This window comes from Janibacter massiliensis (assembly GCF_900289115.1).
GTDB lineage: Bacteria > Actinomycetota > Actinomycetes > Actinomycetales > Dermatophilaceae > Janibacter_A > Janibacter_A massiliensis.
The window spans coordinates 1,778,807-1,792,854 of record NZ_LT985196.1; the positions used below are offsets into that span (position 1 = coordinate 1,778,807).

A 14,048-nucleotide genomic window follows, 5' to 3' on the forward strand; every position below is an offset into this window, starting at 1 on the left:
GTGCGCCTGCCTGCCGCGCCGCCACCCCCGGGGCGCCCCCGCCAGCGCCGCGACGTGCTGCGGTCGGTGCGTCTGTTCCGTTCCTTCCTGCGCGAGCAGAGCGACCCGGGCGACTTCTACGGGACCCTGGCGGTCGACTCGATCGACACCCTGCGGGAGTGGGTCGACCTGCGCGGGCGCGTCGTGCTCGACGTCGGCGCGGGCCCGGGGGAGTTCGCGGCCGCCTTCCGCGCCGAGGGGGCCAGGTACGTGCCCGTCGACCACGACCGGACGGTCGTCTCGGTGCGCGCGGGCGGTGTGGTCGCGTCGGCAGCCGCCCTGCCGCTGGCCGAGGGCAGCGCCGACATCGTGTTCGCGAGCAACCTGTGGGAGCACGTGGAGGATCCGCGGGCGGTCGGTGACGAGATGGTGCGGGTGCTGCGCCCCGGTGGCCTGCTCTACCTGTCGTACACGAACTGGCTCTCCCCGTGGGGTGGCCACGAGACCTCCCCGCGGCACTGGCTCGGCGGCGGGCGCGCCGTCGCGTCGTACACCCGCCGCCACGGCCACCCGCCCAAGAACCGGGTCGGCGAGACGCTCTTCCGCGTCAGCGTCACGGAGGGACTCGACTGGGCCCTGACCCACCCGGACGTCGAGGTCCTCGTCGCTCGACCTCGCTACCTTCCCGATGCCGCGCGGCACGTCCTGCGCCTGCCGGGGGTCCGAGAGATCCTCACGTGGAACCTGCTGCTGATCCTCCGCCGCCGGTGAGGGCGCAGCGGGTCGAGCGGGTCGCGGCGGCGATCGTCGTCGGGTGCCTGGCGTGGCTCGTCGCGCCCGGGAGGATCCAGCCCGACACGAAGCTCGACCTCACGGTCTCGCCATGGCGGTACGTCGCCCGTTCGCTCGACGCCTGGAACGGGCACGCGGGCCTCGGAGAGCTGCAGAACCAAGCCTACGGCTACCTGTGGCCCATGGGGCCGTTCTTCGGGGTCGCGCACTCGCTCGGGGTGCCGGCGTGGGCGACGCAGCGGCTGTGGTGGACCCTCCTGCTCGTCGTCGCGTACGTCGGTGCGGAGCGCCTCCTGCGGCGGCTCGGGTGCTCCCCGCGAGCCGCGCTCGTCGCTGCGCTCGCCTACGCGCTCGCGCCGCGGGTGCTCACGGTGCTCGCCGAGATCAGCGTCGAGGCCTGGCCGGGGGCGCTGGCGCCCTGGCTCGTCCTCGTCGCGGCTGGCGCGGTCGAGGGGGACCGGCGGGCGCTGCTCGCGCTCGCCGGGCGCACCGGTGTCCTCGCGGCCTGCCTCGGCGGGGTCAACGCGACGGCGAGCCTCGTCGCGCTCGCACCCGCCGCCCTCTACCTCCTCGTCGTCCCGACGCGACGGCGCCCGGCGCTCGTCGGCGCATGGGCGGTCGGCGCCGCGCTGGGTGCGGGGTGGTGGCTCGCGCCCCTGCTCGTCCTCGGTCGGCACGCCTACCCGTTCCTGGACCACATCGAGACGGCCGCGACGACGACCGCAGTGGCGTCGGTGACGAACGTGCTGCGCGGCGCGTCGCACTGGGTGGCCTACATCCTCACTCCCGACGACCACCCCACGTGGCAGGGCGGGTGGGTACTGGCCCAGGGCGTCGCGGGCATCCTCGCGACGACGGCGGTGGCCGCGGTCGGTGTCTTCGGCCTCGCACGACGGGACCCGGCGCCCCGGTCCCCGAGCGGCGCGCACGCCGAGCCCAGCCGGGTGCGCGCGTGGGCGGCGACCCTGCTCGTGCTGGCCGTCGTCGCCGAGGCGGCCGGCCGCGGGGGCAGCGCCCACGGCCTGCTGGCCCCCCAGGTCCGGGAGGCGCTCGACGGCCCGCTCGCGGCGTTCCGCAACGTCCACAAGGCGGACCCGCTCGTCCGGCTGCCGGTCGCGCTGGGTCTGGGGTGGGTCCTCACCTCCGCCGCCCGTCCGACCGCGGCTCGGGCCCTCCGGTCCGGCGCGGTCCTCGCTCTTGCGGTGACCCTGCTTCCGCTGTGGAACGGCCGGGCCGCGGACGCGTGGGGGTACCCGGCTCTCCCGCCGCGGTGGGTGGCGGTGGCGCAGGAGGTCGACGCGATGGCCGCCCGGGACGGCGGGAGCACGATGGTCCTGCCCTCGGCCCGGTTCGCCGACCAGACGTGGGGTCGCACGAACGACGAGCCACTGAGCGCCCTCGCGTCGTCGCCCGTGATCGCGCGTGGCTCCGCGCCGCTGGGCCCACCCGCGGGCACGCGCTGGCTCGACGCCATCGACGCCACGGCCGCCTCCGCGAGTGCGCAGCCGCACCTGGCCGAGGCGCTGGCCCGGACGGGAGTGCGTCGGGTCGTCGTCCGGCACGACCTCACCGCGAGGGCCCAGGCGCGCCCCGCGGCGGACGTCGAGACGACTCTCGCGCGCTCGCCGGGGTTCGTCCGGGTCGGCGGCGGCGCGGGCGTCACGGTGTGGCGGGTGACCGCCGCCGCCGAGGCCGATGCCGTGGCACCGGTCACCGTCGCCGCCGCCCCGGAGACGTGGTTCGCCCTACGCGGTGCCGACGCCATCGCCTCCGGGGTGCCGGTCATCCTTGCGGAGGACCCTGGGGCCGCGGATGACGCGGCCGTCGTCACCGATGGCCTGCGATGGCGCACCCACGTCGTCTCGAAGCCGACCGCGGAGGCCGCCTCGCCCACGCTCGCGGCGTCGGACCCGCGGCCCACCCGGGTCGGGACGAAGGACCTCGCCCCCGGCGGGGACCCGGCACGGGCCGTCGTGCGGCGCTGGACCGGTCCCGCGGTCGGCGGGGTCGACGCGACGTCGACGGCCGCCGACCCCTCGTCACGGCACCCCGGCCCCGCGGCCGCGGGCGTCGCGGCCGCGGTCGACGGCGACCCGGGCACGTCGTGGTTCCCGGGCGGGGACGAGCCCCGACCGGCGATCACCCTGCGGTGGTCGACCGAGCGCGAGCTGGACCGGGTGGTCGTCACGGTGCCCCGCGAGGTCCCCTCCCGCCCCGCGGCGGTCGAGGTGGACGCCGGTGGCCGGACCGTCCGGGCCCGGGTCCCGACCGACGCCACCACGGTCGTGCTCCGTCTGGGCGGGGTCCGCACCGACCGGCTGACCGTCGCGCCGGTGGCCGTCGGGCCCTGGCAGGTCCCGGGGATCGTCCAGGTCGACGTCGAGGGGTCGCCCGTCGGCTCGGCGCTCGTCCTGCCCGCCTCGGTGGCGCGGGACGCCCGTCTGCTCCTCACGCGCGACTTGCGCTCCGTCCTGCCCACCTCGGGCTCCGGCGAGGATCCCGCGGACCTCGTGAGGGTCGTCGACGCGCCCGCGGGGCGGGTCGCCCCGGTCCGGGTGACGGGCAGGCCACGAGCGACGGCCGCGGCGGCCGACCTTCTCGACGCGCCGCTGCGTGTGCGGACGTCCCGCCCGGACGCGCTCGTCGACCACCGGCCGGGTGCGGCCCTCGACGGGGATCCCCGGACCCGTGCCCGGGTACGCACCTCCGGGCCCGTCGTCCTCGAGCTCGACCTGGGCCGCCCGCGCACGGTGTCGGGCGTGCGGGTCGGTGAGGGCCAGGATCGGGGGTTCACCGGGGTGCGCGTCGAGACGGCGATCCGGGCCCGGTCGACCGGGCCCGAGGGTGGTCGCTTCGCCCCGCTGCGCGCCCGGCGGGTCACCATCACCCTGAGCCGGCCGCCGGGCACCACTGCCGCACCGGCGACGCTGCCCGAGCTGTCGTTGCTCGGGGCGCCCCACGCGGGCTCGGCCCGGCTCACCCTCGGCTGTGGTGACGCGGGGGAGGTCCGTGCCTCGGCCGGCTCCGCGCGCTCGGTGGTCGAGCTCGGGGGAAGCGTCGTGGGGTCGGGTGCGTCACGGCGCGTCCTCGTCCGACCGTGCGGGAGCGGCACGCTGCGGCTGCCGGCGGGCGGCAGCACCGTCGTCGCGCGGGCGAGCGCCACGGTGGAGCCGGTCACGGTGCTGCTCGGCGCCCCAGCGGGAGCGACCGCCGGGGCCGTCCGACGGGTCACCCGCGAGGACGACGGCCGCGACCCCGAGCACGCCCGCCACACCGTCGAGCCCGGGCCCGGCGCCGTCCTGGCGACCACCCACGCGGCCGAGTCGGGATGGCGCGCGACGGACGCGGACGGCCGGGTGCTCGAGAGGGTGACCGTCGACGGCTGGCGCCAGGGGTATGTCCTGCCCCCGTCCGGGTCCGCGACGACGGTGCTCGAGGAGTACCGCCCCGGCCGCAGCCACCGCCTCGGGTTGCTCGGCGGCGCGGGCGCGGCGGTTCTCGCAGCTCTGCTCGCGGCGCTCGGCCTCCGGCGACGCCCGATGGTGCCGCCTCCGTCGGCCGCGGCGATCCCGGCGGACCCCGGTGCCGCGGGCGCGGGCCGGCGCACGACGCTCGCCTTCGCCGGTGTCGGGGTCGCCGTCGTCGTGGCCGTGCTCGTCGCCGGGTGGACGGGCGGCCTCGCCGCGGTCGTCTCGGGCCTCGTCCCGCCGCGACGCCGGGCGGCGGCCGCGGGCCTCGCGCTCGCGCTCGCCGGGGCGGCCACCGCGGTCCTCGGCCTGGCCGACCAGCGGTCGCTCGGGGCGTGGGTCGGTCAGCTGCTCGGGACGGCAGCGGTCGTGGTCCTCGTCCTCGCCGTCACGGACGCGCCCCGGCCCGGTCGTCGCGATGCGTCGCCCGGATCGCGGGCGCCTCGACGAAGCGCCAGCTGAGGCTCGCCACCGCGACGGTGGCGGTGGTGACGAGCACGAGCACCCACCCGAACGGCGCGCCGAACAGGGGCAGCCGTAGACCCGCGAAGACGACCTGCAGCACGACGAGGTGCCACAGGAAGACCCCGTACGACACCCGCCCGAGATGGCGTACGAGCGGCGCCGCGACCCATGCGGGTGAGCGACCCGGGACGGTGGCGGCGAGCAGGAGTGCGCCCGCGACGAGCGCGAAGAGGGCCTCCTTGGCCATGGCCTGGCCGGGATGTGGTGCCGCCAACCCCCCGGGACCCGTGCCGGGGCTGGCGAGCGGGGTGCAGGAGAGTGCGAACGCGGCGGCCGCGACGAGGATCCACGTCCCCCCGTCGTCGGGGACGGGCAGCCTCCGACCCCCGCGGCGGAGCCCGAGCACCGCGATCCCGACCGCGAACCACGCCGCGTGACCCAGGAGGGACATCCCGAGCGCGGCCCCGACCCGCCCGTGCCCGAGCCCTGCCGCCACCAGGCCTTGGACCGCGATCCCCAGGACGGCCGCCGCGGCGAGGACGGTCGCCGCCCGTCGGCGGGCAAGGACCGCGCCGAGGGCCGGGACGATCGCGTAGAAGCAGAGCTCCGTCGTCAGCGACCACGTCTGGGTGAACGTCTGGGGCGTCACCTGGGTGAACCCCTGGAGGAGGAGCGCGTCGCCGATGAGATGGACGCCCGGGAGCGGCCGTGCGCCGGTGCGTCCGCCGACGGCCGCGCCGACCGCGAGCACACCGATGAACGCCACCCAGTAGGCCGGTAGGAGCCGCCCGGCTCGGCGCAGCGCATACCTGCCCGCGCCGGGTCGCGTGCGGGGGGCGACGGGGTCCGGCCACCAGGGGCTGACGAGGAGGAAGGCGGACAGGGCGAAGAACACCGCCACCCCTACATCGCCGCGGGCGGCGATGATCCCGACCCCGCTCCACCCGGCCTCGCCGGTCCAGAAGGCGACGTGGGAGGCCAGGACGAGGAAGGCGGCCAGCGCGCGCAGGGCGTCGAGGGCGGCGATCCGCCGCTCGGACCCCGTCTGCATATCTGCTCCCACGGTGCCTACTATTCAGTAGCCTCGGCGCCGAGACCGGTCCGGGGCGTCCCGGCAGCGTCGCCGGGTGCCCACGACGACGAGGAGCCGCATCCCTGATGGCAGAGCCCGTGCGAGGAGTCCTGCGTGCCCGCGCCCCCCTGCGGGTGAGCTTCGCCGGCGGCGGCACCGACGTTCAGCCCTTCCCGCGACGCGAAGGTGGGGCCGTCCTGTCGGCGACGATCTCGCAGTACGCGTTCTCGACGCTGCGACCGCGCACGGACGGACGGATCTCCGTCGAGTCGCACGACTACGGCTACTCCATCGGGTTCGGCGTCGACGACGACATCGAGTACGACGGGAGGCTCGATCTGCCCAAGGCCGCGATCTCGCGGATCATGGGCTTCGAGCACGCGATGCCCACCCAGGGGTTCGACCTGTTCCTGCGGACCAACGCCCCGCCCGGGTCGGGCCTGGGGTCCTCGAGCGCCGTCGTGGTCGCGACCATCGGCCTCGTCGCCGCCCACTGCGGCATCGACCTCACCCCGTACGAGGTGGCCGAGCTCGCCTACCGGCTCGAGCGGGACGACCTGGGGATCCCCGGCGGCTCCCAGGACCAGTACGCGGCGGCCTTCGGTGGGTTCAACTTCATGGAGTTCGCGGGTGACGACGTCATCGTCAGCCCGCTGCGGGTGCGCGAGGCGACGGTCCACGAGCTCGAGCACAACATGCTCCTGGCGTACACCGGCCGGACTCGGGTCAGCGACCACATCATCGAGGACCAGCGGTCGCGGTACGAGACGGGCCACGTCGACGCCGTCGCGGGCCTGCGGGCCCAGCGCGACCTCGCGATCGAGATGCGCACCGCGCTGCTCAAGGGCGAGGTCGACACGCTCGGGCGCCTGCTCGGTCAGGCGTGGCAGGAGAAGCAGAAGATGTCCGAGCGGATCAGCACGCCGCTCATCGACGACGCGATCGAGGCGGCCCTGGCCAAGGGCGCGCTCGGCGGCAAGGTGACAGGAGCCGGCGGTGGTGGCCACATGATCTTCATCTGCGAGTTCGAGAAGCGGCACCTCGTCGCCGAGGAGCTCATCCGGCTCGGGCTGAGCGTCACCGAGTTCACCTTCACGCAGCACGGCGTGACGACCTGGCGGGGCCAGGCGTGAGCGCGCCGGTGCGGCCGGACGCGACCGCGCGGGGCGCGCGGCTGGTGGACGAGCGCCTGGAGACCGGGATCGCGGGCTGGGCTCGGCTGGCGGCCGCGATCGCCGAGCCGAGCCTCGCGGCGGAGGTCGCGGCGGCCGGGCGCGCCGCCGTCGGGGCGATCCTCTCGGGCGGGACGATCCTCGTCGCGGGCAACGGCGGGAGCGCGGCGATCGCGAGCCACGTCGCCGCCGAGTTCCTCGGGCGGTGCATCGCCGACCGCAACCCGCTGCCCGCCGTGTGCCTCGCCGACTCCTCGGCCTCCCTCACCGCGATCGGGAACGACTACGGCTTCGAGGAGGTCTTCTCCCGGGGGGTCCGCGCGTTCGGCCGGCCCGGTGACGTGCTCCTGGCGATGTCGACGTCCGGAGGGTCACCGAACGTCCTGGCAGCACTCGACGCGGCACGCGGCCTGGGGCTGACGACGATCCTCATGACGGGGGAGCGGGGCGCCGGTCGGGGTGAGGCCGCGGACCACCTGCTCGTCGTCCCCTCCGACGAGACGCCGCGCATCCAGGAGGTCCACATGCTGTGGGCGCACGCGTGGTGCGAGGCCGTGGACCTCGCGGTCCAGGGCGACTGAGGCGTGCCCGCCGAACCCCGAGCGCAGATCCCCCCGGCGGACCCGGCGGCGCCCTACGACATCGTCTTCCTCGACCGGGACGGCACGATCAACGTGCGGGTCGAGGACGGCTACGTCACCCGCCCGGAGGAGCTGGTCCTGCTGCCGGGCGCCCTCGGGGCGATCGTGGCCCTCACGCGGGCCGGCTGCCGGGTGGTCGTCGTGACGAACCAGCGGGGCGTCAGTCGCGGCCTCATGTCCCTCGCAGACGTCGACGCGGTCCACGATCGGCTACGGGCGAGGGTGGCGGAAGCCGGAGGTCGGATCGACGCCGTCCTCGTCTGTCCCCATGCGGCCGGCACGTGCGAGTGCCGCAAGCCGGCCCCCGGCCTCTTCCTCCGCGCGCTGTCGGCAGCGCCCTGGGCGGAGGCGACCCGGTGCGCGGTCGTCGGGGACATGCCGACCGACGTCGCGCCGGGGCGCGAGCTGGGCATGCGAACCCGTCTCGTGGGGCGAGACGCGCCCGACCTCGCCGGCGCGGTGCGCGCGCTCCTGGACGGCCTTTGTGAGAGCGTGTGAGCCACATCATGATCGTCCACCGGCGCAGCGCCGGACGACCTGCTACCGTCCGGTAAGTTCCGGTGTGACCAAGGAGGTTCACGTGCGCAAAGTGCTGCCGGCCATCATCCTCGCTGCAGGAGCGTTCTTCCTGACGATGGGCCTGCTGTTCCGTTTCTACGCCTACCCCAAGCTGGCCGTCGTCCCGGTGGACCAGAACAGCCAGCAGGTGGCCTACGACCCCAACGCGAAGTACGCCGACGTCAAGGCGATCAAGAAGAAGGGGCCCTTCGAGACGTCGGGCCCGATCACCACGACCGCCACGGTCATCGGCAACAAGGAGGCCTCCGAGAACGCCTCCGAGCAGACCGGCAAGGACCTGGCGGTCTGGCAGACCGGCCAGTACACCGTCAACGACGACCCGGAGCCGCCGCCCATGGACGGCAAGAAGGCGATCATCGTCTTCGACCGCCACACCGGCGAGGCCGTGAACTGCTGCGGTGAGAGCCAGGATGACCAGGACGTCGCGCACAAGGGCCAGCTCGTCAAGTGGCCGTTCCGGACGGAGCAGAAGACGTACGAGTACTGGGACGCCACGACGGAGAAGGCGTACCCGGCGACGTACAAGGGCACGGAGTCCATCGACGGGCTGACCGTCTACCGCTTCGAGCAGGACGTCCCCAAGACGAAGTTCATGACCCAGGAGGTCCCGAGGTTCATCTACAAGCCCGGTGACAAGGGCGGGCCGGTGCAGACCGATCGGTACTACTCGAACCACCGGACCTTCTGGATCGAGCCGGAGACCGGCGTCATGATCAAGCTCCAGGAGGAGCAGATGCAGACGCTCGAGGCCACGGGCTACCGCACGATCACGGCCCTGGAAACGACCTCGACCTTCACCGAGGACACCGTGAAGAAGAACGTCGACGAGTACAAGAGCAAGGCGACCGCGCTCAAGGCCGTGCGTCTCTGGGCCCCGCTGGCGCTCTCCCTCCTCGGCGCGCTCCTCCTCCTCGGTGGCCTGCTCATGGCGGTGCTGTCGGGCCGACGCGGACAGGCGGTGGACGACCCGGGGTACGTGATCCCGCCGCGGGCGACCGCCGAGGAGACGCAGACCTTCACCCCCTACAACGGCTGAGCGGAGCCAGCAGCGGATGCGTGCCGTCGTCACCGGCGGGGCCGGGTTCCTCGGGTCCCACCTGTGCGAGCGACTGATCGCCCGTGGTGACGAGGTCCTCGCCCTCGACAACCTCTCCACGGGGTCGGTCGACAACCTCGCCCACCTCATCGGGCACGACCGCTTCCGCTTCGTCCGGGTTGACGTCACCGACTACGTCCACGTGGTCGGTGACGTCGACCTGGTCCTGCACTTCGCGAGCCCGGCGAGCCCGATCGACTACCTCGCGCTGCCGATCCAGACCCTCAAGGTCGGCTCCATCGGCACCTTCCACGCCCTCGGCCTGGCCAAGGAGAAGAAGGCCCGCTTCCTGCTCGCCTCGACCTCCGAGGTGTACGGCGACCCCGAGGTCCACCCGCAGCCGGAGTCGTACTGGGGACACGTCAATCCCGTGGGACCGCGGGGCGTGTACGACGAGGCGAAGCGGTTCGCCGAGGCCGCGACCCTCGCCTACCGCCAGACCCACGGCGTGGACACGGGCATCGTGCGGATCTTCAACACCTTCGGGCCACGGATGCGGCCGAACGACGGCCGGGCCATCCCGAACTTCATCCGGCAGGCCCTCGCCGGGGAGCCGGTGACCGTCGCGGGCGACGGCACCCAGACCCGGTCCATCTGCTACGTCGACGACCTGGTCACGGGCATCCTCGCCCTCGCCGACTCCGAGCACGCCGGGCCGGTCAACGTCGGCAACCCGCACGAGATCTCGATGGATGCCCTCGCCCGGTGGATCATCGAGCTCACGGGGTCGAGCTCGCGTGTGGAGTACATCGCGCGGCCGGTCGACGACCCGACCGTCCGGCAGCCCGACACGACGCTCGCCCGGGAGCTTCTCGGCTGGAGCCCGCAGGTCGAGATCGAGGACGCCCTCCGGCGGACGATCGCCTGGTTCCGGGAGCAGCGCGACGCGCGGTTCGACGCCCCGCCGCTCAGCCCGGACGCGACCGCCCACATCCTCGCCGGCAGCTGAGCGCGGTCACGACCGCTCGAGCACCAGGACGAGTGTCCCGGGCAGCAGCCGGCCGCGCAGGGGGGACCACCCGCCCCAGGTCTGGTCGTTGCGTGCCGGCCACTCCGGCTCGACGAGGTCGACGACCCGCAGACCGGCGGCCACGGCATCGCGGACGCGGTCCCCGATGGTGCGGTGGTGCTCCGTGTACCGCACCGACCCGTCGGGCTCGCGCTCGACGTAGGGCGTCCGGTCGAAGTACGACGTCGTCGCCGTCAGTCCCGCCTCGCCCGGCACGTCGGGGAACGCCCAGCGGATCGGGTGGGTCGTCGACAGCACGGCGCGTCCGCCGGGGCGCAGCACCCGCGCGACCTCGGTCAGGAGGCGCGCGGAGTCGGCGACGAAGGGGATCGCGCCGTACGCGGTGAGGACGATGTCGAACGCCGCCTCGGCGAAGGGGAGGACGCACGCGTCGCACTGCGCGAGCTCGACGTCGACGCCGCTGCGGCGCGAGACGGTGCGGGCGGCGGCAAGCATCCCCCCGGAGAGATCGGTCGAGACCACGCGTGCGCCCTGCGCCGCGACCCACCGTCCGCCCTGCGCGGCACCGCCCCCGATCTCCAGGACGGTCGCGCCGGAGAGTGCGGACCGGTCGCCGAGCAGGCCGAGCTCTGCCTCGGCCCACCCCTCCGGCCCCCACACGAGCTCCACGTCGCCGAGGAAGGCCCCGTGCTCGGCGAGGTAGTCCTCGGCCTCGGCGTCCCACCACCGGCGGTTGGCGTCGGCGGTCTCCCGGGCGCCCACGGGTGCCCGCTCGGCGATCGGTGCGTCCGCCCATGTGTCGTCGCCGCTCATCCGCCACCTCCCTTTGACCCGTGAACGGGCCGTCACTAGAATCGACCAGCGCTTGCGTGCGCCCACCGCGGATCCTCTTGTACCGGAACCGAGCGGTCGGCACCCGTCGGGCGCGATCCAGCACATTGTCCGCACGATTCCACCTGTCCGCATCGGAGCTCCTCCTACATGACTGCAACCACGGTCGACCAGACCGACTCCTCCCAGATCGCCGTCAACGACATCGGCACCGCGGAGGACCTGCTCGCCGCCATCGACGCGACGATCAAGAACTTCAACGACGGCGACATCGTCGACGGCCGCATCGTCAAGGTCGACCGCGACGAGGTCCTCCTCGACATCGGCTACAAGACCGAGGGCGTCATCCCCTCGCGCGAGCTGTCGATCAAGCACGACGTCGACCCCTCCGAGATCGTCTCGGTCGGTGACGAGGTCGAGGCCCTCGTCCTCCAGAAGGAGGACAAGGAGGGGCGCTTGATCCTGTCGAAGAAGCGGGCGCAGTACGAGCGGGCCTGGGGAACGATCGAGAAGATCAAGGAGGAGGACGGGGTCGTCACCGGCACCGTCATCGAGGTCGTCAAGGGCGGTCTCATCATGGACATCGGTCTCCGCGGCTTCCTCCCGGCCTCGCTCGTCGAGATGCGCCGCGTGCGCGACCTCCAGCCGTACGTCGGCAAGGAGATCGAGGCCAAGATCATCGAGCTCGACAAGAACCGCAACAACGTCGTCCTCTCGCGGCGCGCGTGGCTCGAGCAGACCCAGTCCGAGGTCCGCAGCACCTTCCTGCGCGAGCTCCAGAAGGGCCAGGTCCGCTCCGGCGTCGTCAGCTCGATCGTCAACTTCGGTGCGTTCGTCGACCTCGGCGGGGTCGACGGCCTCGTCCACGTCTCGGAGCTGTCCTGGAAGCACATCGACCACCCCTCCGAGGTCGTCGAGGTCGGCGACGAGGTCACGGTCGAGGTGCTCGACGTCGACATGGACCGCGAGCGGGTCTCGCTGTCGCTCAAGGCGACGCAGGAGGACCCGTGGCAGCACTTCGCCCGGACCCACGCGATCGGTCAGGTCGTCCCGGGCAAGGTCACCAAGCTCGTCCCGTTCGGTGCGTTCGTCCGCGTCGAGGACGGCATCGAGGGCCTCGTGCACATCTCGGAGCTCGCCGAGCGCCACGTCGAGCTGCCCGAGCAGGTCGTCACCGTCGGCACCGAGATCTTCGTCAAGGTCATCGACATCGACCTCGAGCGTCGCCGGATCTCGCTCTCGCTCAAGCAGGCGAACGAGGACGGCGCGCAGAACACCGAGTTCGACCCGACGCTCTACGGCATGGCGGCCGAGTACGACGAGCAGGGCAACTACAAGTACCCCGAGGGCTTCGACCCCGAGACGAACGAGTGGCTCGAGGGCTACGAGAAGCAGCGCGAGCAGTGGGAGAAGGAGTACGCCGAGGCGCACGCCCGCTGGGAGGCGCACCGCGCCCAGGTCGAGGCCGCGGCCAAGGCCGACGCCGAGGCCGGTGAGGACGGTGGCGACGTCGCGTCGTACTCGTCCGACTCGGCCTCGAGCCAGTCCGCCTCGTCGTCCTCGAGCAGCACGCCGTCCGCGCCCGAGCAGGGTGGGACGCTCGCCTCGGACGAGGCGCTCGCCGCGCTGCGCGAGAAGCTCACCGGCGGCTGACCGACCGGTCACCCCTGAGCGAGGGGCCGTCCCGTACCCGGGGCGGCCCCTCGTCGCGTCCTCGGGGTTCGCCAGCCCTCGTCGGATCGTGCGACCGCGGCCGTCGTAGGGTCGCGGGGTGTTGCGAGTCGGGTTGAGCGGTGGCATCGGATCGGGCAAGTCCACGGTCTCGGCGCGTCTGACGGAGCTCGGTGCGCACGTCGTCGACGCCGACCGGGTCGCCCGGGAGGTCGTCGAACCGGGCACGCCCGCGCTGGCGGCCATCCGCGACCGCTTCGGGGCCGACGTGATCACCGACGGGGCGCTGGACCGCCCGGCGCTCGGCCGGATCGTCTTCGCCGACCAGCAGGCCCGACGCGACCTGGAGGCGATCACCCACCCGGCGATCGCGGCTCGCACCGCGAACCTCATGGCCGCGGTGCAGGCCACCGATCCGGCCGGGGTCCTCGTGCACGACGTCCCCCTCCTCGTCGAGCTCGGGACCAGCGCGGAGTACCACCTCGTGCTCGGGGTCCACGCGCCCGTCGAGGAGCGGGTGCGCCGACTGGTGGCGGATCGCGGGATGGCCGAGGCCGACGCCCGCGCCCGGATCGCCGCCCAGGCCGACGACGACGCCCGGCGGAGGGCCAGCGACGTCATCCTCGACAACACGGGGACGCGGGAGGAGCTGGTCGACGCGATCGACCGGCTCTGGCGCGAGCGTCTGGTGCCGTTCGCGAGGAACCTGGCGACGGGGCAGCGCGCACCGCGTCCGGCGTCGGTCCGGCTCGTCGACCCCGATCCCACGTGGCCGGAGGAGGCAGAGCGGCTGCTCGGGCGGATCGGGGGTGCGCTGGGGGCGGCCGCCGCGACTCTCGATCACATCGGCTCGACCGCGGTGCCGGTCGCCGCCACGGACGTCATCGACCTCCAGCTCGGTGTCGAGGAGCTCGCGGTGGCGGACGATCCCGCGGTGATCGCCGCCCTCGCGGCGGCCGGGTTCCCGCGGGTCCCCGGGGTCGACCGGGACAACCCGAAGGACGGGGCCCCCTGGCCCAAGCGGTTCCACGGCTCGAGCGACCCCGGACGGGTCGTCCATCTCCACGTCCGCGAGGTCGGCTCGCCCGGGTGGCGCCGGGCGTTGCTCTTCCGGGACGCCCTCCGCGCGGACGCCGGGACACGCGAGGAGTACGTCGCGCTCAAGCGGTCGATCCTTGCGGCGGACGCCGGGTGGGACTCCTGCCTGACGGCGAAGGAGCCGCGGTTCGACGCCGTGCACGACCGGATCGAGGAGTGGGCGCTCGCGACCGGCTGGTCCCCGTCGGCCGCTGTCGGAGGGTCGGCCTAGGTTG

The 14,048-nt window shown here is 73.9% G+C and carries 11 protein-coding genes; 9 read left to right on the forward strand and 2 right to left on the reverse strand.

From position 1 onward, the window contains the following. Window positions 1-750: a class I SAM-dependent methyltransferase gene (locus DAA34_RS08660; RefSeq protein WP_234354177.1), complete on the forward strand. Its 750-nt coding sequence runs from the start codon at window positions 1-3 to the stop codon at window positions 748-750. Further along, window positions 747-4,700, forward strand: coding sequence for an alpha-(1->3)-arabinofuranosyltransferase domain-containing protein (locus DAA34_RS08665; protein WP_158707687.1), 3,954 nt, complete (start codon window positions 747-749; stop codon window positions 4,698-4,700). Before DAA34_RS08660 ends, DAA34_RS08665 begins: the two co-directional genes overlap by 4 nt. Here DAA34_RS08665 and DAA34_RS08670 read toward each other — a convergent pair. Next, on the reverse strand, window positions 4,627-5,766 hold the full coding sequence (locus DAA34_RS08670; protein WP_158707688.1) for an acyltransferase family protein: 1,140 nt from the start codon (window positions 5,764-5,766) through the stop codon (window positions 4,627-4,629). The two genes, DAA34_RS08665 and DAA34_RS08670, sit on opposite strands and share 74 nt — an antisense overlap. A gap of 95 nt (window positions 5,767-5,861) precedes the next feature. Between DAA34_RS08670 and DAA34_RS08675 the strand changes: the two genes are divergently transcribed. The 5 genes from DAA34_RS08675 to DAA34_RS08695 all read left to right on the forward strand — a co-directional run bounded on the left by DAA34_RS08675 (window position 5,862) and on the right by DAA34_RS08695 (window position 10,212). Beyond that, the gene (locus tag DAA34_RS08675) at window positions 5,862-6,908 is read left to right on the forward strand and encodes a GHMP family kinase ATP-binding protein (RefSeq protein WP_106818535.1); all 1,047 of its coding nucleotides are present in this window, start codon (window positions 5,862-5,864) and stop codon (window positions 6,906-6,908) included. Next, complete coding sequence (locus tag DAA34_RS08680) at window positions 6,905-7,528, forward strand: D-sedoheptulose-7-phosphate isomerase (protein WP_234354178.1); 624 nt, start codon at window positions 6,905-6,907, stop codon at window positions 7,526-7,528. The genes DAA34_RS08675 and DAA34_RS08680 overlap by 4 nt, the downstream gene beginning before the upstream one ends. A 3-nt stretch (window positions 7,529-7,531) precedes the next feature. Next, the gene (locus tag DAA34_RS08685) at window positions 7,532-8,086 is read left to right on the forward strand and encodes a D-glycero-alpha-D-manno-heptose-1,7-bisphosphate 7-phosphatase (protein WP_106818537.1); all 555 of its coding nucleotides are present in this window, start codon (window positions 7,532-7,534) and stop codon (window positions 8,084-8,086) included. An 82-nt stretch (window positions 8,087-8,168) separates the two neighbouring features. Next, entirely contained in the window at window positions 8,169-9,203 is a 1,035-nt protein-coding gene (locus DAA34_RS08690; protein WP_158707689.1) for a DUF3068 domain-containing protein, read from the forward strand. A gap of 16 nt (window positions 9,204-9,219) precedes the next feature. After that, complete coding sequence (locus tag DAA34_RS08695) at window positions 9,220-10,212, forward strand: UDP-glucuronic acid decarboxylase family protein (protein WP_106818541.1); 993 nt, start codon at window positions 9,220-9,222, stop codon at window positions 10,210-10,212. Window positions 10,213-10,218: 6 nt separating this feature from the next. Here DAA34_RS08695 and DAA34_RS08700 read toward each other — a convergent pair whose 3' ends face one another. Continuing rightward, window positions 10,219-11,046, reverse strand: a complete 828-nt coding sequence (locus tag DAA34_RS08700) for a class I SAM-dependent methyltransferase (RefSeq protein ID WP_106818543.1) — start codon at window positions 11,044-11,046, stop codon at window positions 10,219-10,221. 168 nt (window positions 11,047-11,214) lie between these two features. On the opposite strand from DAA34_RS08700, the gene rpsA reads away from it, so the two are divergent. Together rpsA and coaE are read left to right on the forward strand one after the other, a co-directional pair. After that, window positions 11,215-12,717 carry a 30S ribosomal protein S1 gene (rpsA, locus tag DAA34_RS08705; RefSeq protein ID WP_106818545.1) on the forward strand — a complete coding sequence of 501 codons (1,503 nt, stop codon included), beginning with the start codon at window positions 11,215-11,217 and terminating at the stop codon, window positions 12,715-12,717. A 118-nt stretch (window positions 12,718-12,835) separates the two neighbouring features. Beyond that, complete coding sequence (gene coaE, locus DAA34_RS08710; protein WP_106818547.1) at window positions 12,836-14,044, forward strand: dephospho-CoA kinase; 1,209 nt, start codon at window positions 12,836-12,838, stop codon at window positions 14,042-14,044. Window positions 14,045-14,048: the final 4 nt, after the last annotated feature.